The sequence below is a fragment of the Mesorhizobium sp. M1066 genome (assembly GCF_040318635.1).
In the GTDB taxonomy this organism is placed as follows: Bacteria; Pseudomonadota; Alphaproteobacteria; order Rhizobiales; family Rhizobiaceae; genus Mesorhizobium.
Window position 1 is genome coordinate 197,073 of sequence record NZ_JAMYMR010000001.1, and the last position, 22,326, is coordinate 219,398.

22 protein-coding genes are annotated in these 22,326 nt (G+C 63.5%); 7 read left to right on the forward strand and 15 right to left on the reverse strand.

Annotated features, from left to right (window positions below; all coding sequences use genetic code 11):
• Positions 1–7 precede the first annotated feature (7 nt).
• The 8 genes from NKH52_RS00875 to NKH52_RS00910 all read right to left on the reverse strand — a co-directional run bounded on the left by NKH52_RS00875 (position 8) and on the right by NKH52_RS00910 (position 8,680).
• Complete coding sequence (locus NKH52_RS00875) at positions 8–1,651, reverse strand: dihydroxyacetone kinase subunit DhaK (RefSeq protein ID WP_352729204.1); 1,644 nt, start codon at positions 1,649–1,651, stop codon at positions 8–10.
• 55 nt (positions 1,652–1,706) lie between these two features.
• Positions 1,707–2,720, reverse strand: coding sequence for an ABC transporter ATP-binding protein (locus NKH52_RS00880; protein ID WP_352729202.1), 1,014 nt, complete (start codon positions 2,718–2,720; stop codon positions 1,707–1,709).
• Positions 2,713–3,825, reverse strand: a complete 1,113-nt coding sequence (locus NKH52_RS00885) for an ABC transporter ATP-binding protein (RefSeq protein WP_352729200.1) — start codon at positions 3,823–3,825, stop codon at positions 2,713–2,715. Before NKH52_RS00885 ends, NKH52_RS00880 begins: the two co-directional genes overlap by 8 nt.
• A gap of 2 nt (positions 3,826–3,827) precedes the next feature.
• Complete coding sequence (locus NKH52_RS00890) at positions 3,828–4,031, reverse strand: hypothetical protein (protein ID WP_352729198.1); 204 nt, start codon at positions 4,029–4,031, stop codon at positions 3,828–3,830.
• Between the two features lie 346 nt (positions 4,032–4,377).
• Entirely contained in the window at positions 4,378–5,328 is a 951-nt protein-coding gene (locus NKH52_RS00895; protein ID WP_352729196.1) for a carbohydrate ABC transporter permease, read from the reverse strand.
• A complete protein-coding gene (locus tag NKH52_RS00900) occupies positions 5,325–6,272 on the reverse strand; it encodes a carbohydrate ABC transporter permease (RefSeq protein WP_013528078.1) in 948 nt (315 codons plus the stop codon). The genes NKH52_RS00895 and NKH52_RS00900 overlap by 4 nt, the downstream gene beginning before the upstream one ends.
• Before the next feature lie 110 nt (positions 6,273–6,382).
• Positions 6,383–7,714, reverse strand: a complete 1,332-nt coding sequence (locus NKH52_RS00905; protein ID WP_352729194.1) for an ABC transporter substrate-binding protein — start codon at positions 7,712–7,714, stop codon at positions 6,383–6,385.
• Between the two features lie 276 nt (positions 7,715–7,990).
• Positions 7,991–8,680: a PIG-L deacetylase family protein gene (locus NKH52_RS00910; RefSeq protein WP_352729296.1), complete on the reverse strand. Its 690-nt coding sequence runs from the start codon at positions 8,678–8,680 to the stop codon at positions 7,991–7,993.
• Positions 8,681–8,708: 28 nt separating this feature from the next.
• Between NKH52_RS00910 and NKH52_RS00915 the strand changes: the two genes are divergently transcribed.
• From NKH52_RS00915 to nhaA, 5 genes are all read left to right on the forward strand, one after another.
• Positions 8,709–9,599: a DMT family transporter gene (locus tag NKH52_RS00915; RefSeq protein WP_352729192.1), complete on the forward strand. Its 891-nt coding sequence runs from the start codon at positions 8,709–8,711 to the stop codon at positions 9,597–9,599.
• 47 nt (positions 9,600–9,646) lie between these two features.
• The gene (hrpB, locus tag NKH52_RS00920; RefSeq protein WP_352729190.1) at positions 9,647–12,229 is read left to right on the forward strand and encodes an ATP-dependent helicase HrpB; all 2,583 of its coding nucleotides are present in this window, start codon (positions 9,647–9,649) and stop codon (positions 12,227–12,229) included.
• Positions 12,230–12,345: 116 nt separating this feature from the next.
• A complete protein-coding gene (locus tag NKH52_RS00925; protein WP_032909257.1) occupies positions 12,346–13,677 on the forward strand; it encodes an ActS/PrrB/RegB family redox-sensitive histidine kinase in 1,332 nt (443 codons plus the stop codon).
• 85 nt (positions 13,678–13,762) lie between these two features.
• Positions 13,763–14,326, forward strand: coding sequence for an ActR/PrrA/RegA family redox response regulator transcription factor (locus NKH52_RS00930; protein ID WP_013528072.1), 564 nt, complete (start codon positions 13,763–13,765; stop codon positions 14,324–14,326).
• 63 nt (positions 14,327–14,389) lie between these two features.
• Entirely contained in the window at positions 14,390–15,598 is a 1,209-nt protein-coding gene (gene nhaA, locus NKH52_RS00935; RefSeq protein ID WP_352729188.1) for a Na+/H+ antiporter NhaA, read from the forward strand.
• 15 nt (positions 15,599–15,613) lie between these two features.
• Here nhaA and NKH52_RS00940 read toward each other — a convergent pair whose 3' ends face one another.
• Both NKH52_RS00940 and NKH52_RS00945 read right to left on the reverse strand, forming a co-directional pair.
• Positions 15,614–16,114, reverse strand: coding sequence for an MmcB family DNA repair protein (locus NKH52_RS00940; RefSeq protein ID WP_023811626.1), 501 nt, complete (start codon positions 16,112–16,114; stop codon positions 15,614–15,616).
• 608 nt (positions 16,115–16,722) lie between these two features.
• On the reverse strand, positions 16,723–17,055 hold the full coding sequence (locus NKH52_RS00945; RefSeq protein WP_352729186.1) for an SMR family transporter: 333 nt from the start codon (positions 17,053–17,055) through the stop codon (positions 16,723–16,725).
• A 520-nt stretch (positions 17,056–17,575) separates the two neighbouring features.
• Here NKH52_RS00945 and NKH52_RS00950 point away from each other — a divergent pair.
• A complete protein-coding gene (locus NKH52_RS00950; RefSeq protein WP_352966471.1) occupies positions 17,576–17,860 on the forward strand; it encodes a hypothetical protein in 285 nt (94 codons plus the stop codon).
• A gap of 146 nt (positions 17,861–18,006) precedes the next feature.
• Here the strand turns inward: NKH52_RS00950 and NKH52_RS00955 are convergent, their stop codons facing one another.
• Together NKH52_RS00955 and cueR are read right to left on the reverse strand one after the other, a co-directional pair.
• Positions 18,007–18,438, reverse strand: a complete 432-nt coding sequence (locus tag NKH52_RS00955; protein WP_352729184.1) for an OsmC family protein — start codon at positions 18,436–18,438, stop codon at positions 18,007–18,009.
• 57 nt (positions 18,439–18,495) lie between these two features.
• Positions 18,496–18,918, reverse strand: coding sequence for a Cu(I)-responsive transcriptional regulator (gene cueR / locus NKH52_RS00960; protein WP_352729182.1), 423 nt, complete (start codon positions 18,916–18,918; stop codon positions 18,496–18,498).
• Positions 18,919–19,144: 226 nt separating this feature from the next.
• Between cueR and NKH52_RS00965 the strand changes: the two genes are divergently transcribed.
• A complete protein-coding gene (locus tag NKH52_RS00965; RefSeq protein WP_013528066.1) occupies positions 19,145–19,762 on the forward strand; it encodes a L,D-transpeptidase in 618 nt (205 codons plus the stop codon).
• A 113-nt stretch (positions 19,763–19,875) separates the two neighbouring features.
• Here the strand turns inward: NKH52_RS00965 and NKH52_RS00970 are convergent, their stop codons facing one another.
• The 3 genes from NKH52_RS00970 to trpS all read right to left on the reverse strand — a co-directional run bounded on the left by NKH52_RS00970 (position 19,876) and on the right by trpS (position 22,254).
• Positions 19,876–20,445 carry a NifU family protein gene (locus NKH52_RS00970; protein ID WP_352729180.1) on the reverse strand — a complete coding sequence of 190 codons (570 nt, stop codon included), beginning with the start codon at positions 20,443–20,445 and terminating at the stop codon, positions 19,876–19,878.
• Between the two features lie 156 nt (positions 20,446–20,601).
• A complete protein-coding gene (locus NKH52_RS00975; protein WP_013528063.1) occupies positions 20,602–21,093 on the reverse strand; it encodes a universal stress protein in 492 nt (163 codons plus the stop codon).
• Positions 21,094–21,186: 93 nt separating this feature from the next.
• A complete protein-coding gene (trpS, locus tag NKH52_RS00980; protein ID WP_352729178.1) occupies positions 21,187–22,254 on the reverse strand; it encodes a tryptophan--tRNA ligase in 1,068 nt (355 codons plus the stop codon).
• Between the last annotated feature and the right edge of the window lie 72 nt (positions 22,255–22,326).

The following is a 22,326-nucleotide window of genomic DNA, read 5'->3' on the forward strand; positions in this document are numbered from 1 at the left end:
GCATGAATCAGGCCGCTTCGTGGAGCGCGGCCGCCGCCGCGAAAACCTCGGCCACTGCATAGGCGCCGGGGTCGGCCACGCCTTGCAGCTTGCTGCCGACATAGGCGGACCGCCCGGATTTTGCCCTGTCCATGGCAGCGGTGGCCTCGGCACCATGGCGAGCCGCGATAGCCGCTTCGTCCAGGCTCTTGGCATCGAGCGCTCTGAGGGCAGGCTCCAGGGCATCGACCATCGTGCGATCCCCCACCCTTGCGCCGCCATAAAAGGTCATCCGCTCAAGGCCGGCAAGCAGCGCCTTGGCCAAGCTCGCGCCGCTATCCAGAGCCTGCGCCGCCGCCGTGAAGAAGATCGACAGCAGCACGCCGCTTGAGCCGCCCATCGAGGCGCTCAGAATGTCGCCCATCGCGCCAAGGGTCGCCGCCGGCTCGGCAAGCGGCAGCGCATCAAGCCGCTCGAGGATGCTGCGCGCGCCGGCCGCGACCGTCGAGCCCGTGTCGCCGTCGCCCGCCTTGGCGTCGAGCCCGTTCAACGTGGTTTCCAGCGCGATCAGTCGTTCGCAGATGGTGACGAGAAGAGAGCGGGTCCGCGCATCCTGGCTGGGCTTGCGTGGCGCGCTCTGTCCGGCCGCTTTTGCCATCGGCACGATGGCAGGCGGCACAACGGGCTTTGCCGGCATCCAGGCATGCGGGCCGACCGGCGCCAACAAGGCTGCTTCGCGCGCGGCGTCGAGCCGGATCAGCGACAGCGAGAAGCCGTTCATGTTGAGCGCCGTCATCAGCGGCCCGGGCCCGATCGTCAGCTTGACGATCTTGGCGAGCGGCGATGCAAGCACCGCATTGGCGACGACAGACATTTCGAGCGGCGGCACGGAGCCGAGATTGTTGATCAGCAAGGCGTAGGTGGCCTTGGGATCAAGCCGTGCCGCGAGGCGCTCCGCCATGATCGCCACCAGCTTGTCGGCACTCTGCACCGCAATCCTTTCGACGCCCGGCTCGCCATGAATGCCGAGGCCGAGTTCACCATCGTTCTCGCCAAACCTGTCTTCGTGCGGCTGGCCGGGGATCGAGCAGGACGACAGCGACATGCCGAGCGAAACGATATCCTTGGCCGCCGCGCGAGCGGCCGTTGCGACGAATGCCAGATCATGGCCGGCCTCCGACAGATGGCCTGCGATCTTGTGCACGAACAAAGTGCCGGCAACGCCGCGCGGCTGGTTGATGTCCGGCAGCGCCATGTCGTCGGCGACGATCACCATCTCGACGCGAAACCCTTCGGCGCGCGCCTTCTCGGCCGCCAGGCCGAAATTGAGGCGGTCGCCGGTGTAGTTTTTGACGATCAGCAGGCAGCCGGCCGGACCGCTGACCGCCCGGATGGCCGCCAGCACGGCTTCGACGCTTGGCGAGGCAAAGATCTCGCCCGAGACCGCCGCCGTCAGCATGCCCTTGCCGACGAAGCCGGCATGTGACGGTTCGTGCCCGGCGCCACCGCCCGAGACGACGCTGACTTTCGTCTTGTCCCAGTCGGCGCGCAGGATGACCTTGATCTCGGGATAGCCGTCGAGGCGCGCGAGATCGCCTGATCCGATGGTCCGTAACAGGCCGTCGAGCGCCTCGGTGACGATCGTTTCCCTGCGGTTGAAAAAGTGCTTCATCGAATTCGTCCCGTACTGGCAAAGTCAAAACCGGTGCTGAATCACCGAAAACCGCTCACATCAATCGCTGTCCATCGGCGCCGAAATACAGCGGCGCCCGGTAGCGGATCACCACTTTGTCACCCTGCGCCAGATCCGTGTCGGGATCGGTCAGCGTCACCAGTTTCTTGGTCCCCACTGTCACATGCAAATGGTTCTGATCACCGAGATGCTCGACCCAGTCGACGACGCCGTCGGCATGACCATTCGCAGCCTTCGCGATCGAAAGATGTTCGGTGCGCGCGCCGATCGTCTTGGTCCCGGCTGGTGCGCCGGCATCAGGCAGCAGTCCGGTCGGCAGAAGATTGATCGCCGGTTGGCCGAGCCTTGCCGCGACATGCAGGTTTGCCGGCTCGGAATAGATGGTGCGCGGCGAGCCTATCTGCACCAGCACGCCATCGGCAAGGATGCCGATACGGTCGGCCATGGTCATCGCCTCGATCTGATCATGCGTGACATAAAGCATGGTGGCGCCGAGTTCGGTCTGGATGCGCTTCAGCTCGAGCCTGAGATCGCCGCGCAGCTTGGCGTCGAGCGACGACAGCGGCTCGTCCATCAGATAGATCGAAGGCTTGCGCACCAGCGCGCGGCCGATGGCGACGCGCTGCATTTCGCCGCCCGAAAGTCTGGTCGAGCGGTTGGCGAGCTTGTGATGGATGCGCACCATCTTCGCCACCTCCTCGACCCGGCGTCGGATCTGGTCTTCCGGCATTTTCCGTGCCGGCGAGCGCAGCGGGAAGGCGAGATTGTCGAACACCGACAGATGCGGATAGAGCGAATATTGCTGGAAGACGAAAGCCGTGTCGCGCTCGGCCGGCGAGAGTGTCGTGGCATTGTGGCCGCCGATCTCGATCGTGCCGGTATCCGGCCGTTCCAACCCGGCGATGAGCCGCAGCGTCGTTGTCTTGCCGGCCCCAGTCGGCCCGAGCAGCACGACGAATTCACCATCTGCTATGTGCAGGTCGAGGCCGTTGACAGCGGCATGGTCTCCGAAACTCTTGGTCACGTTCTTGATCTGTACCTCAGCCATGCTGGGCCCTCCGCTCAGAGGCGACATCGTGGATCGCGGTTCTCACCGCGCGGCCGGATCCCTTCTCGAACAGCGACAGCCGCGCGCTGCTCAGCGTCAGGCCGACGTGATCGCCGGTGGCGAGCCGAATCTCGGCCGGCACGCGTGCCTTGATGATGCCGTCCGCCGTCTCCACCGCGACGATCTGCGTGGTGCCGAGATATTCGGTGCCATAGATGGCGCCGCGCAGCTTGGAGGCGTCGTCGAAGCGTATGTGCTCCGGGCGGATGCCAAGGGCCATGTCGCTGGGTGCGATGTCCTCTCGTACCTCCGGCACCGCGACCTTCGCACCTTGCACGATGATCTCCCTGGCGCCTTTGGCCAGCCCGCCGCCAAAACCCAGAAAATTCATCGGCGGCGAGCCGATGAAGTCGGCAACGAACATGGTCGCCGGGCGGTCGTAGATTTCGCGCGGCGTGCCGAACTGCTCGATGACGCCATGGTTCATCACCGCGATCTTGTCGGCCATCGACATCGCTTCCATCTGATCGTGCGTGACATAGACGGTGGTGGCGTGGATGCGGTTGTGCAGTTCGCGCAGTTCATGGACCATCAGATCGCGGAATTCGGTATCAAGGGTCCCCAGCGGCTCATCCATCAGGAAGCACTTCGGCCGCCGCACGATGGCGCGGCCGAGCGCCACACGCTGACGGTCGCCGCCGGCAAGTCCGGAGACGGATTTGTTGAGCAGATGGTCGATGCGCAGCAGCTTCGCCGTTTCTTCGACCCGTGTGCGGATTTCGGCCGAAGGCATGCCTTGCGCCAACAGCGGGAAGCCGATGTTTTTGCGCACATTCATGTGCGGATAGAGCGCGAACAGCTGGAAGACGAAGGCGATGTCGCGCTCGCGGGCCCGCAGCATGGTGACGTCGTCGCCGCCGAGCAGGATCTGGCCGCCGGTCGGCAGCTCGAGTCCCGCGATCATGCGCAAGGTCGTCGTCTTGCCGCAGCCGGATGGTCCGAGCATGACGAAGAATTCGCCATCCTCGACGACGAAGTTGGAATCCTGCACGGCGACGAAATCGCCGAAGGCCTTTCTCAGATGCTGGACGCGAATTTCAGCCATGATTATTCCGGGAACTTGGAGACGATGATGAACATCACCGTGCCGGCGAGCATGGTGATGAAGGAATAGGTGTAGAGCGACAGCGCGAAGGGCTGGAACAGCATCAGGAAGCCGATGGCGATCAGTGCCGTCGCGATGTTTTCCATCAGGCCGCGCCGTGCCCAACGGGGCCATGATGGTTTGATGGGAGCAACAGGACGCGTCATGCTCCACTCCCTTCCTTCTCCCCGTTCACGGGGCGAGATGGCTGCCAGGTGGTTCCCCCACTCCGTCGCTGCTTCGCAGCGCCACCTCTCCCCCCTCCGGAGGGAGAGGAAGGGAGCCTGGCTAAATTAAGTTCGCGCCCTTCCTCTAGCCCGTCGATCGGGGGAGAGGTGTCGAGCGAAGCGCGACGGAGTGGGGGTCGACCTGACGCGGCGCGAGACGATACACGTGCCTGCTTGCCATGCACGCTCTCGCTAAATGCTAAGCGTTCGCAAATGTGTCGATCCCGTAGCCGTGAACGAGGAGAGGGTAAACGGTGACACCGGCGGCCTCTTATTCCCACATCAATCATTTGCGCACCGCGCCGAAGGTGATGCCGCGCAGCAATTGCTTGCGGAGCAGGATGGTGAAAACCAGGATCGGCACCAGGAAGATCGTCGTGCCGGCTGCGACCGCCGGCCAGTCCTGGCCGCCTTCGCCGATAATGGTCGGGATGAAAGGCGGCGCGGTCTGCGCCGTGCCGGAAGTCAGGAGCGTAGCGAACGCATATTCGTTCCAGGCGAAGATCAGGCAGAAGATGGCGGTCGCGGCAATGCCCGTGGTCGCCTGCGGCAGCACGGTGCGCCAGAAGGCTTGCAGCCGCGTATAGCCGTCGATCATCGCCGCTTCCTCATATTCGCGCGGGATCTCGTCGATGAAGCCTTTCAGCAGCCATACAGCCAGCGACACGTTGACCGCCGTATAGAGCAGGATCATGCCGAGCGCGGTGTCCGACAGGCCAAGCTCGCGGTACATCAGGTAGATCGGAATGGCGACGGCGATCGGCGGCATGAAGCGCGTCGACAGGATGAAGAACAAAAGGTCGTCGGCGAGCGGCACCTTGAAGCGCGAGAAGCCATAGGCCGAGAGCGTGCCGAGGAACACGGCGCAAAAGGTCGAGCCGAAGGCGATGATCAGCGAATTGACGAAGCGCGGCAGGAAGTTGGACGGGCCGGCGATCACCATGTTGCGCTTGCGCGTGGTCTCGTCGCAGAAGCCCGTCGCCGGGCCGAGCGAGTTGATGTATTCCGGCGTCTGCCGGGTCCGCGTCGTGAACAAATTGCAGTAGCCCTCGAGGCTGGGCTGGAACAGGATCTTGGGCGGATAGGCGATTGAATCCGGCGGCGTCTTGAAGCTGGTGGCGAAGATCCACAGCAGCGGCACGATCGAGATCAGTGCGTAAAGCACGATGATCGTGCCGGCGATCCGTTTCGAGTTGCTGCTCGGTGCGACGACCGAGTGGGCTGTGGTCAGGCTCATCTCTGCTTCACCTTGTTGAGCGCCTTGACGTAGATGTTGGCGAGGCCGAACACCGCCACGAAAAGAATGATTGCGAAGGCCGAGGAATAGCCGGTGCGCCAGCTTTCGAAAGCCTGCCGCTTCAGCGTTATCGAGGCGACCTCGGTGGTCGAGCCCGGCCCGCCGCCGGTCAACAGATTGACCATGTCGAACATCTTGAAGTTCTCGATGCCGCGAAACAGCACAGCCAGCATGATGAAGGGCAGCGCCATCGGCAGCGTGATCGACCAGAATTGCCGCCAGTTGGAGGCGCGGTCGACCTCGGCCGCCTCGTAGATGTATTCGGGGATGGAGCGTAGGCCCGCGAGGCAGATCAGCATCACGTAGGGTGTCCACATCCAGGTGTCGACGATGATGATCGACCAGGGCGCCAGCGAGACGTTGGAGAGCATCTGGATATCGGTCGGCGGGATCCTCGTGACGAAGGAAATCGCGTAGGCGAACAGGCCGATCTGCGGCTCGTAGAGGAAGCGCCAGAAATTACCGACCACCGCCGGCGACAGCATCATGGGCACCAGGATCAGCGTCGTCCAGAAGGCGTGGCCGCGGAACTTCCGGTCGATCAGCCAGGCCAGCGTGAAGCCGATCAGCGTCTGCAACAGGATGGTCCAGAACACGAAATGCGCCGTCGTCTGCATGGCGATCCAGATATCCTTATCGCCGAGGATGCGTTGGTAGTTGGCGAGCCCGAGATTCTTCACCACCTCGTTCGGGCGGTTGGCCCGGTAGTTGGTGAACGACAGATAGATCGCCCAGAACAGCGGGAAGATGTTGATGGCCAGCAGCAACAGGATCGTCGGCGAGATGAACAGCCAGGCGAGGCCCTTGTCGCTGATGCCCCGGACCTTGCGGGCCAACGGCTCCGGGGTCGCCCGGGCAACGTTCTCCGCGGTCCGATTGAGCATGGTGAGTCCTGCTTCGGTCACTTGGTCGTCTCTGTCATGGAATTTATCTGAACTGCGTCCCGTGCCAAGGGCGGCACGGGACGCTAGGGCCCTAGCTCGGGAGGAGCCGATTACATCTTGCCATCGTCCTGGAAGACCTGCGTCCAGTCCTTGACCAGGCCGTCCAATGCATCCTTGGCTGAACCCTGGCCGGCGACGACATAGTCATGGAAGCGTTTCTGCGAAGCCTGCAGCAGCGGTGCGTAGCTCGGCTCGGCCCAGAAGTCCTTCACGATGGCCATCGAGTCGAGGAAGGTCTGCGCGTAGGGCTGGCTGGCTGGGAAGCCCGGATCCTTGACCACCGCGTTGAGGCAGGAATAACCGCCGAGCGACCACCACTTGGACTGCACGTCCTTGTTGGCGAACCACTTGATGTATTTCAGCGCCGCCTCCTGCTTGTCGGAATAGGACACCACGGAGATACCCTGGCCGCCGAGCTGCGCGAATTGCTCGCCGTCCGGACCTTTCGGGTTGACGAAGTAGCCGATCTTGTCGCCGCCGACATTCTCGTCCTTCTGCAGGCCGGGCCATGTGAAGGCGAAGTTCATGTGCATCGCCACCTGGCCGGATTTGAAGGCATCGACGCCTTCGCCCATGTAGCTGTTCGAGGCGCCGGGTGGGGTGCAGCAGTCATAGAGCGCCTTGTAGAACTCCAGGCCCTTCACCGACTTGTCGGAGTTGACGAACCCTTCCATCTCGTAGGGCTTCTTGGGGTTTTCGTACTGGAAGCCATAGCTGTAGAGCACGTCCATGGCGCCCATGGTGATGCCTTCAGAGCCGCGCTCGGTGTAGATCGAGGCGCCGTAGACGGTCTTGCCGTCGATCTCACGCTTCTGGAAGAACTCGGCGACCTGCTTCAGCTGGTCGAAGGTGGTCGGCGGGCCGAGATCCCAGCCGTATTTCTCCTTGAATTCCTTCTGCAGCTCCGGCTTGGAGAACCAGTCCTTGCGATAGGTCCAGCCGACGACGTCGCCCATGGCCGGCAGCGCCCAGTAGTTCGGCGTGTTCTTCGGCCATTCCGAATAGCCGACGACGGTTGCCGGCACGAAATCGTCCATGCTGATCTTCTCCTTGTCGAAGAAGTCGTTCAGCTTGACGTAATGGCCGTTCTCGGCAGCGCCGCCGATCCACTGGCTGTCGCCGATGATCAGGTCGCACAATTTGCCGTGCGAATTCAGCTCGTTGAGGAAACGGTCGGCATAGTTGGTCCACGGCACGAACTCGAATTTCATGCCGATGCCGGTTTCCTTGGTAAAATCCTTGGACAGTTCGACAAGCGCGTTTGCCGGGTCCCATGCGGCCCAGCACAGTGTCAGGTCTTCAGCGTGCGCGACATTCGAGACGGCTGTCGACGCTGTGATCGCCGAGGTCAGTCCCAACGCCAGTTTCAAGCTCGATTTCATGACTTCCTCCCATTTGCGAAACGCGCCCGGATGACGGTTTCAAAAGCCCTCAACCCCTCTCCTCAGGGGCCCAAACATGGCTGCGCGGTTACGCTGCGGATGTTTAGTAATTTGTTTAGTGATGCAATTTTTACTAAACAAGGCAAGCGAATTCGTTGCTGCGCCGCAGCATGCTTATGGCGATGTCTGAAAACGTTGGGAAAAGCGCGGGCCGCTGGTCGGCTTACCGAAGCTGCTCAGGCCGATTCTGACCAGGACGTGGGGCAGCCTCGGCTTTCAATCGACCCTTCTGGTGCTCACCATCACCTTCCGGATCGGCGGCGCCGGCGGCAGCAGCATACGGATATCGGCGAACGGGAACGACGGTTCGAAGCGGAACGCTTCGGCCAGCGAGCCTTGCACGCCGTTGCACTGGCCGGCGCGAAAGGCGTTCTGTGTCCGCGCGATGTCGACGAAGCGGTCGGGATCCTGCGACTGATGCATTCGGATCGCCTCAACCTTGACGTCGGCATACCCGGAAATGTCGACGTAGTGCGTCGGCGAAAAACCGGTGCCGCCCATCGTGTCGGCATGCAGCACCGGGACGGTGAAAGACGCCGCGATGCGCACGCCGTCCGACAGCGCGCGATGGTCGGCGTGATAGTCGTTGGGCGCATGCGTGATCACCAGATCCGGGCCGGTTTGACCAATCAGTGCTTTCAGAGCTCCGATCAGCGCTGCATCTGCCACCAGCTCGCCGTCGGGGAAGTCGAGGAAGCGTGGCGTTGCACCTACCAGCGCGGCCGCGGCCGTTGCTTCGTCGCGACGGACACGAGCGAGAACAGCGGGATCACTCGTGCCGCCCCTGGCACCGTCCGTGGCTATGGCAAAAGTGAGTTCTGCGCCTTGCGCGGCATAGGCGGCCATCGTACCGAACATGAAGATCTCGATGTCGTCCGGATGCGCACCGAGCGCTAGGATTTTCAAATCACTCTCTCCCCGGAACTGGAACAACGTGACGAACGGAATCCTGCTCGCTCTGATCGCCTACGCAAGCTATTCGGGCAGCGATGCCGTTGTCAAAAGCCTGGGCGGTCAGCTCACGATCTTCGAGATCGGCTTTTTCATAACCTTGTTCGCGGGCTTCTTCCTATTCTTCACGCGGCCTGCGGGTGAACGCTGGCGTGATTTCTGGCGCACCAAAAGGCCATGGGCGGTGCAGGCGCGTGCCTGGGCGGGTATCGCTTCCGGCGTGCTCAGCGTCTACGCCTTCACCACCATTCCGCTGGCCGAGTCCTATGCGCTGATCTTCCTGGCGCCGCTCTGCGTCACCATCCTCTCCACGGTGATCCTCAAGGAGAAGGTCGGCCCCTGGCGCTGGCTGGCGGTGGTCGCCGGTTTTGCCGGCGTCATGCTGGTGGTGCGGCCTGGCTTTCGCGAGCTCAATCTCGGCCATCTTGCCGCCTTCGGCGTTGCCTTCCTCGCCGCCACCAGCGTCATCCTGATGCGCTCGCTGGCGCAGCAGGAAAAGCGCACCACCATGCTCGGCGTGCTGGTCGGTTGCGGCCTGCTGTTCAACGGCATCGGTGCCGCCGCCACCGCCTTCACTGTTCCCAGCGGAAAGCAGTTGCTGTGGCTGGCAATGGCCGGAGCCTTCACCGCAGGTGGACAATTCCTTCAACTGCTGGCCATGAAATACGCGCCCGCCAACCGCGTTGCGCCGACGCATTATTCGCAGATCGCCTGGGCGGTGGTCCTCGGCGCGTTGTTCTTCCAGGAATATCCGGACGGGCTGTCGCTGGTTGGTCTGGCGGTCGTTGGCGGCGCCGGCCTGTTGACCATGGTGCGGGAGGAAGCGCGGCTGGGCACCGTGCGCTGGAACCCGTTTTCGCGCACCCGGCTTTGAACCGTCTCTGGTTGCGCCGTGGCCACAACCGCTGATATGCGGGCGCCATGACCACAAAACCCCTGCCGGAGCTTCCTGTATCTGCCGTGCTGCCGGCGCTGAGGGAAGCGCTCGGCCATGGCAACAGCGCCGTGCTGGTGGCGCCGCCGGGCGCCGGCAAGACGACGCTGGTGCCGCTGGCGCTGCTTGACGCGCCTTGGCTCGGCGCCGGCAAGATCATCCTGCTTGAACCGCGCCGCCTCGCCGCCCGCGCCGCCGCCCGCCGGATGGCTGAATTGCTTGGTGAGGAACCTGGCGCCACCGTCGGCTATGCCATGCGCATGGAAAACCGCATTTCGGCAAAGACCAGAATCGTAGTCGTCACCGAAGGCGTGCTGGCGCGCATGATCCTCGACGATCCCGAATTGCCCGGCGTTTCGGCTGTCATTTTCGACGAATTCCACGAGCGTTCGCTCGATGGCGATTTTGGGCTCGCACTGGCGCTCGACGTGCAGGGTGCGCTGCGGCCGGACCTGCGCTTGGCTGTGATGTCGGCAACGCTCGACGGCGCGCGGGTCGCGAAACTGCTGTCGGGTGCGCCGGTGATCGAGAGCGAGGGGCGCGCCTTTCCTGTCGACATCCGCTACGACGAGCGCCCTACCGGCATTGCCATCGAGGACGCGATGGCCAAGGCGATCCGCACAGCCCTTGCCGACGAGATCGGCAGCGTGCTTGCCTTCCTGCCCGGCCAACGCGAGATCGAGCGAACCGCCGAGCGGCTGGCCGGCAAGGTCGGCACTGAAACCGACATCGTGCCGCTCTACGGCATGCTCGACGGCAAGGCGCAGGACGCCGCGATCAAGCCGGCGCCTTCAGGCCGCCGCAAGGTGGTGCTGGCCACCTCGATCGCCGAAACCTCGATCACCATCGACGGTGTGCGCGTCGTCATCGATTCCGGCCTGTCGCGCCTGCCGCGCTATGAGCCGGCCAGCGGCCTCACCCGGCTGGAAACCGTGCGTGTCAGCAAGGCTTCCGCCGACCAGCGCGCCGGCCGTGCCGGGCGCACGCAGGCTGGCGTCGCCATCCGGCTGTGGCGGGCCGAGCAGACGGCTGCACTTCCCACTTTCACGCCGCCGGAAATCCTCGAGGCCGATCTGTCCGGACTGCTGCTCGATTGCGCTGCCTTTGGCGTTGCCGATCCGGCAGGGCTCGCCTTTCTCGATCCGCCGCCTGTTCCGGCCCTTAGTGAGGCAAGGGCACTGCTGCGCGCGCTGGATGCCATCGACGAGACGGGCCGCCTGACGGAGGCGGGTGCAGCGATGCGCAAGCTCGCTCTGCCGGTGCGGTTGGCGCACATGGTTGCCGAGGCAGCCGGCAGCGGCCATGCCTTCGAGGCGGCGATGCTTGCGGTGCTGCTCACCGAACGCGGTCTTGGTGGCGACGGCGCCGATCTGGAGCGACGGCTGATGCGCTTTCGTGGGGAAAGATCTCCGCGCGCTACCGCCGCCAAGCAGCTCGCCGAACGGCTGGCGCGGCAGGCCGGCACCTCTTCACCCTCCCCCTTGTGGGGAGGGTCGATCCGCGAAGCGGAGCGGGGTGGGGGTAGGCCGAGCGCTGCACTCCCACCCCGTCTCCCTCGCCTTGCTGCGCAAGGCGCGCTCGCCGACCCTCCCCACAAGGGGGAGGGTAAGTCAGCCGGTCCCCTGCTCGTCCACGCCTGGCCGGATCGGGTGGCGAAGGCGCGTGGCGAGCGTGGCCGTTTCGTGCTGGCCAACGGCTCCGGCGCCATGCTCGACGCCGGCGATCCGCTGGCGGGCGAGCCGTTTCTGGTCGTCGCCGACCTGCAGGGCAAGGCACAGAATGCGCGCATCACGGCGGCGGCGGCGATCGGCGAGGACGATGTCCGCGCTGCGCTGGCGGACAGGATCGAGGTCCGCCGCGAAACGAGCTTCGACCGCGACAAGCGCGCCGTGCGTGTGCGTGAAACCGTGCGCCTTGGCGCCATCACGCTCGCCGAACGCATGCTGCCGCCGCCAACGGGGCCCGACGCCGACCGCGCCGTCCTCGATGCGGTGCGCCAGCACGGGCTGTCGCTGCTGAATTGGAGCAAGGAGGCGCAAACGCTGCGCCAGCGGCTTGGCTGGCTGCATCGCGGCCTTGGCGCGCCTTGGCCCGATATGGAGGATGCTGCTCTCATCGCGCGCCTCAATGACTGGCTGCTGCCTTACCTGTCCGGCGCGGCATCGTTTGCCGCCATAGATGCGGGCGTTATCTCGGCCGGGCTGGCCAGCCTCGTGCCGCATGATCTGCAGCGCAGGATCGATACGCTGGCGCCGACCCATTTCGATGCCCCGTCGGGCAGCCATGTGCCGATCCGCTATGACGGCGAATGGCCGGTGCTGGCGATTCGCGTGCAGGAGCTGTTCGGCCTCGACCGCCATCCCGCCATCGCCAATGGCAGTGTGCCGCTGACGCTCGAACTCCTGTCGCCGGCGCACCGGCCAATCCAGACGACGCGCGACCTGCCCGGCTTCTGGCGCGGCTCCTGGGCCGATGTGCGCGCCGATATGCGCGGCCGTTATCCCAAGCACGTCTGGCCGGAAAACCCGCTGCTCGCGACCGCCACCGCCCGCGCAAAACCCAGAGCATGATCCCAAAAAGTGGAAACCGGTTTTTGGAAAGGTCATGCTCAAACAAGAAGTAGAGCCCCATCCGACTCCTCGGATTGGGGCGGGACCTAGCCTTCAGCGCTTCGCGGCTGTAATTCATGGCCATGATCAACGTTTTGCGTTCGCCCGATTTCCAGCAGAGCCAGAGACTGCGCCTCAACACGCTGATCCGGTTGCGCTGGCTTGCCATTGTCGGTCAGAGCCTGACGGTGCTCGTCGTCGCCTATGGGCTGAAGTTTCCACTGCCGGTCAGCCTCTGCTTTGCCCTAATCGCCTGTTCGGCCTGGATGAACCTGTTTCTCGCCTTTCGCTTTCCGGCGGCGCACCGGCTCACGCCGCTTGCGGCCTTCGGCATCCTCATCTTCGACAGCCTGCAGCTTGCCGGCCTGCTCTACATGACCGGCGGCCTCACCAACCCGTTCTCGCTGCTGATGACCGTGCCTGTCGTCATTTCGGCGACATCGCTGCCCCTGCGCCTGACCGCCATCCTCGGCGGGCTGGTGATGTCGGCGGCGACCTTTCTGGTCTTTGTCCATCTGCCGCTGCCCTGGCATGAGGACGCGCCGCTGGCGATGCCTTTTCTCTATGTCGCCGGCATGTGGATGGCGGTGCTGTCCTCGATCGCCTTCACCGCCATATACGCCTTCCGGGTGGCCGCCGAAGCCCGGCTTCTGGCCAATGCGCTCGCCGCAACCGAGCTCGTGCTGCAGCGCGAGCAGCACCTTTCGGCACTCGACGGGCTGGCCGCCGCGGCCGCGCACGAGCTCGGCACGCCGCTCGCCACCATCGCGCTTGTCGCCAAGGAGATGGAAAAGGCGCTCGGCAAGGATCCGAAATACGGGGAAGATGTGACGCTGTTGCGTTCGCAGAGCGAGCGTTGCCGCGAGATTCTCAAGCGGCTGACCAGCCTGTCCTCCGAGGGCGAGGCGCATCTTTCGCGATTGCCACTGACTTCGCTGGTCGAGGAGGTCACCGCGCCGCACCGGGACTTCGGCATCTCGATCAAGCTTCGGCCCGGCGAACGCATCGGCCCCGAGCCGGTCGGGCGACGCAATCCGGGCGTCATCTACGGCCTCGGCAACCTGGTCGAGAACGCCGTCGATTTTGCCCGCAAAAGCGTAACCGTGCGCTGGAGTTGGGACGAGGCCATCGTCACGTTCTCGATCATCGATGACGGCCCCGGCTTTCCAGCCGAGATCATCGACCGCATCGGCGAGCCCTATATGTCGACGCGCCAAGGCAATGAAACAGGCGGCGGTCTGGGCCTCGGCCTGTTCATCGCCAAGACCCTGCTCGAACGCTCTGGTGCCGTGCTCGATTTCCGCAATTCGAGCGGCCTGGGCGAGGGCGCCATGGTCCAGATATCGTGGCCGCGTGGTGTGTTCCTCAATCCGGAAATCACTTCGGCCAGCATGTTTGACACCGCCTGAGAGCCTTGAAGGACCTCTAAAAATTGGACAAGGAGGCTCAGGAACTATATTTGCGTAAAATTAAGGCAGCAGGAATTTTGAGACTATGACAGGCGACGAGAATATTGGCGCAATGGTTGAAGGCGAGGACACCTCGCTGCTTGTCGTCGATGACGACAAGCCGTTCCTCACGCGTCTGGCCCGCGCCATGGAAGCCAGGGGCTTCGTGGTCGAGACGGCCGAGAGCGTCGAGGAGGCGGTTGCCAAGGCGCGCGCCAATCCACCCGCCTACGCCGTGGTCGACATGCGGCTCGGCGACGGCAACGGCCTCGACGTGGTCGCGGCCATCCGCGAAAAGCGCGAGGATTCCCGCACCATCATCCTGACCGGCTACGGCAACATCGCCACCGCGGTGACCGCGGTGAAGCTCGGTGCGGTCGATTATCTCTCCAAGCCCGCCGACGCCGATGATATCTTCGCGGCACTCACCCGCACCGCCGGCGAGCGCGCGGCGCCGCCGGAAAACCCGATGTCAGCCGACCGCGTTCGATGGGAGCATATCCAGCGCGTCTATGAGATGTGCGAGCGCAACGTCTCCGAGACAGCGCGCCGGCTCAACATGCACCGACGCACCTTGCAGCGCATACTGGCCAAGCGGGCGCCGCGTTAAGGCCGCCGTTTGCCATCTTGCGGGATCGAAGCCCGCCAAAACAGACGGCATGACGGAGGCGACATGCAGGACTTGAAGCATCGGCCGGTTTCCGTCTTCCGCGAATTCCTCGATAGTGAAGCGGCTGGCGGCATCATCCTGATGGTGGCGGCGGCACTGGCCCTGATCGTCGCCAATTCGCCGCTCGCCGAAACCTATTTCTCCGCGCTCCACGCCTATCTCGGCCCGCTCAGCGTCTCGCATTGGGTCAATGACGGGCTGATGGCGGTGTTCTTCCTGCTCGTCGGACTGGAGATCAAGCGCGAGATGCTGGACGGCCAGCTCTCCACCTGGCCCCGGCGCGTGCTGCCCGGCATTGCAGCCGCCGGCGGCATGGTGGTTCCCGCACTCGTCTATGTGGCCGCCAACCGCGACAATGCGGCCGCCCTGTCCGGCTGGGCGATCCCGACCGCCACCGACATCGCTTTCGCGCTCGGCGTGCTGTCGCTGCTCGGCAGCCGCGTGCCGGCTTCGCTGAAGGTGTTCCTCACAGCACTGGCGATCATCGACGACCTCGGTGCCGTCATCATCATCGCCATCTTCTACACCAGCGGCCTGTCGCTGGCTTATCTGGGTGCTGCCTTCGCCGTCATTGCCGCGCTTGTCGTGCTCAACCGCATGCGGGTGATGACGCTGGTTCCCTATCTCGTGCTCGGCGTCATCTTGTGGATGCTGGTGCTAAAATCCGGCGTCCATGCCACGCTCGCCGGCGTGGCGCTGGCGCTGACCATCCCGCTTGAGCGCTCCGCCGGGATCGGCCACGATCTCGACAATTCGCCGCTGCACCGGCTTGAGCATGGCCTGCACAAGATTGTGGCCTTCGTCGTCATCCCGATCTTTGGCTTTGCCAATGCCGGCGTTTCGCTCGCCGGTCTCAGCGTCAGTGCACTGGTCGAGCCGTTGACGCTGGGTGTCGCCGCCGGCCTGGTGGTTGGCAAGCTGGTCGGCGTGTTCGGCTCCTCGGCGCTTGCCATCCGGCTCGGTCTTGCCGACCTGCCCGCCAATGCCGGCTGGACGCACATGATCGGCATATCGCTGCTGTGCGGCATCGGCTTCACCATGAGCCTGTTCATCGGCCTGCTCGCCTTCGCCGGCGACGTGGCGCTGCAGGACGCGGTCAAGGTCGGCATCCTCGCCGGCTCCTTCATCGCCGCCATCCTGGGTGCTGCCGTGCTGCTCATGGCGCCCACCAAGGGTGGCGTGGAGGAAGATGAAGAGCAGAGCCGGTCATAGACTGAAGGACGGCCGTTACTCGCTCTCACCCTCCAGCGCCGGCACCGACACGCCGGCAAGCTCTGCCGCCAGCAGCCGCGAAGCGCCGGCCCGCGCGACCCGCAGCATCAGCGCCTTGCGCGTTGCCGCTGCCATGCGGTGCTCGGGCGCATCGCGCAGGATCTCGGCGCCATAGCCGTCGGAAAGGATGAAGCCGCATTCCTGCGGAAAGATTTCCGAGGGCACGCCGGGATGGGTGGCGAAGAAGAAGCGGTCGGAATGCAGCCGGTAGTCGGGCCATTTGCGGTCGACCCTGAAATCCTCGATCGAGGATTTGATCTCGATGATCCAGATATCGCCCTGCCGGGTCAGCGCGACGAGGTCGGCGCGGCGGCCCGTGGCCAGCGACAGCTCGGGCAACACATGTGCGCCCATATCCATGAGCAGCCGCTGTACGCCGCGCCGCACCAGCATGGCGCGTTCGGACTGGCGGCCGTCGATGAGAGGATTGATGGGGATGGGGGAGATGATCGGCATGCCAGGCACCATGCCAGATTCTGTTCACGGTTTGAACCTGTTTTATGTGCGCTTTCAGGTAATCGTCGGGCTTCCACTCTTTCATCGCGGGCTACTTCCGCGCGATCCATTCCGCTAAACCGGGCTCGATGTCGTCGCTATCCGTATACTCCCGGATCAAAAGCTCGGCCCTCGGCCCGCCATTTGTCCTCTGGAATGTTCTTCTAGATGACGATTTTTATGAACGCGCTGCGCAAAATATCGCAGTCAAAAGCCGATACCGAGCTATCGAACTGAGACATGGCCAACCTCCCATCCATAAGGGCGGGAGCTTAGCGTTACTCTCAACCACCGGTGCGCCGTTAACCCGTAGCCGGTGACCTTGGGATTTTTAATACGCTGTGAGGTGGCTTCAATAAGGATTCACTGTACGTTTTTAACCAAGCGGCTGGGCCTCAATTGCCGGCCAATTCGCGCGCTCTAGCTCCCGGCAGGCGGCAACCCCTCAAAGAAGCCGCAGTGGCCGGCGCGGATCATCATTCATCCGGCAACCCGTGCCGGCCATTTTGGCGTTGGGTCTGTCAAATATATAACCGCCTTTATGTAGGCGATCGTGTAGTTGTCGGACCTCAATGAACGCCCGTTTTGGACAGCAGGTTTAAAACCAGCACTCCAGCCAAGATCAGGCCCATGCCGACAAAACCTGCCACGTCGGGCCGTTGCCCGTAGACAATCCAAGCGACCAGCGCGACCAGAACAATGCCGCCGCCCGCCCATACTGCATAGGCAACGCCGACCGGTATACGGTCCAGCACCTGGGACAGAAAGAAAAACGCCGCAGCGTAACCGAGCAGCACCAACATCGACGGGCCAAGCCTGGTGAAGCCTTCCGAGGCCTTCATCGCGCTGGTCGCGATGACCTCACCGACAATAGCCAGGGCAAGAATGGCATAAGCAGGCATTCGATGAACCTCCAGTGGCGGGAGGCATCTAATGATCAGAACGCTACGATGGCGTCACGTTCACTTTCCCGTGATCGCGCCTCGCCGCGAGCGGCGCAGCGTCTCGTCGATTGCAAGGGCGCGCGCCTGTCCGATGAGGCCCACCCAGCTACACTCCGGGCTGCGTCGCTCCTGTTAATTAGCTAGAGCGAATATAAGTGAAAGGTGATATTTTCGAAGCAGCCGGGGCTCCCCCAATACACCCCGCTCCGGTCAGGCCCGGTGGCGGTCCACCCAAAGGAAGGCTACCGGGCCGATCCCTGCAACCAACCGGTGACCCGCTCGTTGATCCCATGCCGGGTTGATCCCCCGGCACTCCAGGACCTGCCCGCTGCCGAGGGGCGGCGGGCCTTTTTTGCCGATTGGGTTCAAGCCTACAGCGATAGCGAAGGCGCCGGCGGACTCCGGGACCTTCGCGTTGCAGGTCTCGTCAGAAGTGGATCCAGAAGGATCTGCGGAAACACCTGCGGCGCCAGGAACCGTGGCGCCAATAGCGACGGCAAACCCGCCTCCACCCGCGTCGACGACGGCGGCGGTGCCACCTGCGGTGCCGCACGAACTCGACGCCGTCCTGAACATCGGGACCATCCGGGTCGAGAATGTCGTCGGACGGTTTGTCGAGTTCATCGAGAATGCCGGGCCCCGTATTGGGGATGCCGGCCAAGGCGGTGGCAGGACGCGCGATTGCGACGACGGTCGCAGCCCCTGCCAGCCCAAGCATTCCAGTCAGAAACAATCGCCGATCCATGCCAATCTCCATCGTTGATCATTGCAACAAGGGAAGACATAGCGCGGCAGATTGACGCGCCCAGATGCCGAAGAAAATTGGGTCAATCGCTCTGCCGTGCCGGCGGTGGGCCTATTTAGCGATCTCTGACAATCCACGCGGCCAAATGCGCCTGTTCCCGGGGATCATTCCTTCGACAAGCCGGCCGCCGTTGCGTCCGTTTCAATGCTCACCGGTACGCCCTGGCGCAGGGAGTTGCTGACCGTGGAAATCGCCGCGGCCCTTGTGATGATCTCCGCCGGGTCGGAGCCGTCCAGCGTCGTGCAGGAAACCGTGATGGGTGACGAGGTCGCGAGCAAAGGCCTGCCTTCGAGGTTCAGCGTCACGGTCACGGCGATCTTGTTGAGCGTTACGCCCATTTCCTCGGCGACGTAGCGAAGGTCGTTGCAGAAGCAGCCGCCGATCGCCAGGGCGAGCAGCTGGCCGCCATTGAAGCCCAGGCCCATGCTGCCGGCCTTGCCTTCGGGCCGGTCGACGATGATCGTGTGGCCGCCGGCCCAGCCCATGGCCGCCTGCGTGTCCTCCACATTGCGCAGTTCGACGGTCATCGAGACCATTGTGGACGTCCTCCCGGCAGGAGTCGACCAGGCGCGGGCCTCGTCGACGTAGGGTCATTATGCAGGCGCAGAGGTGCCCCTGTCGCTGAGCAACGCCGCTCCCGCCATGTCATCAAGGATCGGACAATCCGGCCTTTCGTCGCCGTGGCAGGCATGGATCAGTTTCTGCAGGGTCGAGCGCATCGACTGCAACTCGCGCACCTTCTCCTCGATCGCCGTGACATGGGCGGCGGCGATTTCGCGGACGTTCTGGCTGGCGCGGCTGCGATCCTGGTAAAGCGCCATCAACTGGCGGCAATCGTCGATGGAAAAGCCGAGATTGCGCGCGCGGCGCAGGAAGGCCAGCCGATGGATGTCGTCTCCGGAATAATCGCGGTAGCCGTTGGCGGCGCGCGCCGGGGCGATCAGGCCGATCTCTTCATAGTAGCGGATAGTCTTGGCCGGCAGGCCGGAGCGGTGGGCGGCGTCACCGACATTCATGACGGTTCTCCTCGATTTCCAGGAGCCCATGGAGCAGGCCCCTTGAATTTGCTTCACAATCCTGTGAGCCCTGTTGCCAAAATGCCATAGTGATACGCTTACCGGTACGTCAAGGCAGGCATATAGGCATCGCGCGCTTGGCAAGCAAAGCAAATGCCAGCATGAATGATGATGAGAGAGCGGCCGACTCGTGCCGCCGAAGTTGGGCGGGGCACCGGATCACCTGATGCGCATGAAGTCGTTTGCAATCATCGCCGCACTGGCGCTCTCCACTGCTATCGCCGGTTGCAGCACCATCGGCTCGCAGATCTTCTCCAACGACTACGGCGCGGTCACCGACGCCGGTTATCAGCTGCCGCGCATCCCGATCGAGAAAGTGCCGATGAAGTACCATCGGCAGGAAGTGAACTACGACAGCCCGGAAAAGCCGGGCACGATCATCGTCGATACGCAGAACAAGTTCCTCTACTTCATCGAGGGCGACGGCAGGGCCATTCGCTACGGCATCGGCGTCGGCCGCGAGGGCTTCGAGTGGCATGGTACCGCCCACATTGCGCTCAAGCGCGAATGGCCGACCTGGACGCCGCCGAGGCAGATGATCCAGCGCCAGCCGGAATTGGAAAAGTTTGCCGGCGGCATGGAGCCGGGCCTGAAGAACCCGCTCGGCGCGCGCGCCATGTACCTGTTCAACAAGGGCGGTGATTCAGGCTATCGCCTGCATGGCAGCCCGGAGTGGAATTCGATCGGCAAGGCTATGTCGTCTGGCTGCATCCGCCTGATGAATCAGGACATTATCGACCTCTATGACCGCGCCTCGGTCGGCGCCAAGGTCATCGTTCTCTAGAGGCAGTTTTCGTACGCGGACCGTCTAGGCAACAACGGACGTCCCAAGCAGAAAACCGGGCAATTCGGCCCGGTTTTTTGTTGTTTGCCTCTAATGCCTCGAGAAGGAGGTCTCTACGAGACCTGCTCGACCTGCTGCACTTCCGGCACAAAATGGCGCAGAAGGTTCTGGATGCCGTGCTTCAGCGTCGCCGTCGAGGACGGGCAGCCGGCGCAGGCGCCCTTCATGTGCAGGAACACCGTGCCGTTCTCGAAGCCGCGGAAGGTGATGTCGCCGCCATCCTGGGCGACCGCCGGGCGCACCCGTGTATCGAGCAGTTCCTTGATGGTGATGACCAACTCCTCGTCGGCCTTGTCGTAGAACTCACCGGTCTGGCTGGTCTCGGCGGCCGGGCCGGCCTTGGCCATGACGGGCGCGCCGGACATGAAATGCTCCATGATGGCGCCGAGGATCGCCGGCTTCAAATGCTGCCAGTCGGGGCCATCCTTGGTCACGGTGATGAAGTCATAGCCGAAGAAAACGCCGGTGACGCCAGGAATTTCGAACAGCCGGCCGGCCAGCGGCGAGGCGACGGCGGCGCTGTCGGCATCGCGGAAATCGGCGGTGCCTTCCAGAAGCACTTCCTTGCCGGGCAGGAATTTCAGCGTCGCCGAGTTTGGCGTCGATTCGGTCTGGATGAACATGGCCGTCTCCGTGCCCGTTTGGGCATCTAGTTTGGAATAATTCTAAATAGGCTCAATTGGCTGGACATTCAAGCGAAACGCATCGCCGGAACAGCTGGCTGGCGGAATGTTTTTTCGCGCCCAAAATCGGACCGGCATCACCTGAAGAGCAGAATCTCAGGCCAGGCTGTCTATTTCCTCGTCCGACAGGTTCTGCGGCACCACAGTCACTGGGATCGGGAAGGCGGCCCCCTTGCCGGCCACGGCGCCGACAAGCGGCCCAGGGCCTTCCTTGCCCGCACCGGCGGCCAGCACCAGGATGGCAATGTCCTGGTCTTCCTCGATCAATTTGTGGATCTCTTCCGTCGGCTTGCCTTCGCGCACCACCATCTCGGGCTCGATGCCGAGCTTCTGGCGCACCTTGTTGGCATAGCTGTCGAGTGCGGCGCGTGCCGTGGCGTTGGCTTCCTCGCGCATGATCTTCTCGACACCCAGCCAATGCTGGAAATCGTCCGGCACGATGACATAGAGCAGCACCAGCGTGCCGCTGGTGCTCTGCGCCCGTTTCGAGGCATAGGCGACGGCGCGCTCGCATTCCGGCGTGTCGTCGATGATCGTCAGGAATTTCCTGCGATGGCCGGCTTCGCGGCTGAGGCGTTTGGAGACCATGTCTATCTACTCGGTGTCTTGCGGCCGCAATCTGCCACTGCGGGGGACCGGCGGCAAGCCGCCGGCCTTGTGCCAGTGCACCCGATGTCGCGATCAGCCCTGCAGCAGGCCGATAATGTCGCGCACCGTCTTCATCGTCGCTTCGGCCAGCACGCCGGCGCGCTCGCCGCCATCCTTGAGCACCGCGTCGACATAGGCGCGGTCATCCGAAATGCGGCGCATCTCGCTGGCGATCGGCGCCAGTTTTTCCACTGCAAGATCGGCCAAGGCCGGCTTGAACACGGAAAATTGCTGGCCGGCGAATTCCTTGAGTACATCCGCCTTCGACATCTCGGCGAGACCCGCATAGATGCCGACCAGGTTCTCCGCCTCGGGTCGGCCGGCCAGGCCGTCCAGCTCGCTCGGCAACGCTTCCGGGTCGGTCTTGGCCTTGCGGATCTTCTTCGAGATGTCGTCGGCATCGTCGGTCAGGTTGATGCGCGACAGATCCGACGGGTCCGATTTGGACATTTTCTTGGAGCCGTCGCGCAGCGACATGATGCGCGCCGCCGGCCCGCCGATGACCGGCTCGGTCAGCGGGAAATAGCCGTTCACGGTCTCTTCGCCGACCTGCATCTCGACACCGACACCAAGGGCCGCGATGCGGTCGGAGAAGTCGTTGTTGAATTTCTGCGCGATGTCGCGTGTGAGCTCCAGATGCTGCTTCTGGTCCTCACCCACCGGCACGTGGGTGGCACGGTAGAGCAGGATGTCGGCAGCCATCAGCGAGGGATAGGCAAGCAGGCCGAGCGACGCGTTCTCGCGGTCCTTGCCGGCCTTGTCCTTGAACTGCGTCATACGGTTCATCCAACCGATGCGCGCCACGCAATTGAAGATCCAGGCAAGCTCCGCATGTTGCATGACCCGCGACTGGTTGAAGACGATGTGCTTCTTCGGGTCGATGCCCGAGGCCAGGAATGCAGCGGTGATCGACCGCGTCTGGTCGGCTAGGTCTTCATGAACGAGTTGAGCTGTCAGCGAATGCAGGTCGACGACGCAATAGATGCAATCGGAGGTGTCCTGCAGGGCGACGAATTTCTTGATGGCGCCGAGATAGTTGCCGAGGTGCAGATTGCCGGTCGGCTGGACACCGGAAAAGACGAGTGGCTTGAAGGCGGTCATGATTGTCCTCATGGCTTGTGGAGGGCCGTATAAGCGTGATTCCGAAAAGTTGCAGACTTTTCGGAGCCAATC

Excerpts from the sequence above, each read along its gene's own strand:
- NKH52_RS00875 (WP_352729204.1), bottom strand. The coding sequence starts at position 1,651 with ATGAAGCACTTTTTCAACCGCAGGGAAACGATCGTCACCGAGGCGCTC.
- NKH52_RS00880 (WP_352729202.1), bottom strand. The coding sequence starts at position 2,720 with ATGGCTGAGGTACAGATCAAGAACGTGACCAAGAGTTTCGGAGACCAT.
- NKH52_RS00885 (WP_352729200.1), bottom strand. The coding sequence starts at position 3,825 with ATGGCTGAAATTCGCGTCCAGCATCTGAGAAAGGCCTTCGGCGATTTC.
- NKH52_RS00890 (WP_352729198.1), bottom strand. The coding sequence starts at position 4,031 with ATGACGCGTCCTGTTGCTCCCATCAAACCATCATGGCCCCGTTGGGCA.
- NKH52_RS00895 (WP_352729196.1), bottom strand. The coding sequence starts at position 5,328 with ATGAGCCTGACCACAGCCCACTCGGTCGTCGCACCGAGCAGCAACTCG.
- NKH52_RS00900 (WP_013528078.1), bottom strand. The coding sequence starts at position 6,272 with ATGCTCAATCGGACCGCGGAGAACGTTGCCCGGGCGACCCCGGAGCCG.
- NKH52_RS00905 (WP_352729194.1), bottom strand. The coding sequence starts at position 7,714 with ATGAAATCGAGCTTGAAACTGGCGTTGGGACTGACCTCGGCGATCACA.
- hrpB (WP_352729190.1), top strand. The coding sequence starts at position 9,647 with ATGACCACAAAACCCCTGCCGGAGCTTCCTGTATCTGCCGTGCTGCCG.
- NKH52_RS00925 (WP_032909257.1), top strand. The coding sequence starts at position 12,346 with ATGGCCATGATCAACGTTTTGCGTTCGCCCGATTTCCAGCAGAGCCAG.
- NKH52_RS00930 (WP_013528072.1), top strand. The coding sequence starts at position 13,763 with ATGACAGGCGACGAGAATATTGGCGCAATGGTTGAAGGCGAGGACACC.
- nhaA (WP_352729188.1), top strand. The coding sequence starts at position 14,390 with ATGCAGGACTTGAAGCATCGGCCGGTTTCCGTCTTCCGCGAATTCCTC.
- NKH52_RS00940 (WP_023811626.1), bottom strand. The coding sequence starts at position 16,114 with ATGCCGATCATCTCCCCCATCCCCATCAATCCTCTCATCGACGGCCGC.
- NKH52_RS00945 (WP_352729186.1), bottom strand. The coding sequence starts at position 17,055 with ATGCCTGCTTATGCCATTCTTGCCCTGGCTATTGTCGGTGAGGTCATC.
- NKH52_RS00955 (WP_352729184.1), bottom strand. The coding sequence starts at position 18,438 with ATGGTCTCGATGACCGTCGAACTGCGCAATGTGGAGGACACGCAGGCG.
- cueR (WP_352729182.1), bottom strand. The coding sequence starts at position 18,918 with ATGAATGTCGGTGACGCCGCCCACCGCTCCGGCCTGCCGGCCAAGACT.
- NKH52_RS00965 (WP_013528066.1), top strand. The coding sequence starts at position 19,145 with ATGCGCATGAAGTCGTTTGCAATCATCGCCGCACTGGCGCTCTCCACT.
- NKH52_RS00970 (WP_352729180.1), bottom strand. The coding sequence starts at position 20,445 with ATGTTCATCCAGACCGAATCGACGCCAAACTCGGCGACGCTGAAATTC.
- NKH52_RS00975 (WP_013528063.1), bottom strand. The coding sequence starts at position 21,093 with ATGGTCTCCAAACGCCTCAGCCGCGAAGCCGGCCATCGCAGGAAATTC.
- trpS (WP_352729178.1), bottom strand. The coding sequence starts at position 22,254 with ATGACCGCCTTCAAGCCACTCGTCTTTTCCGGTGTCCAGCCGACCGGC.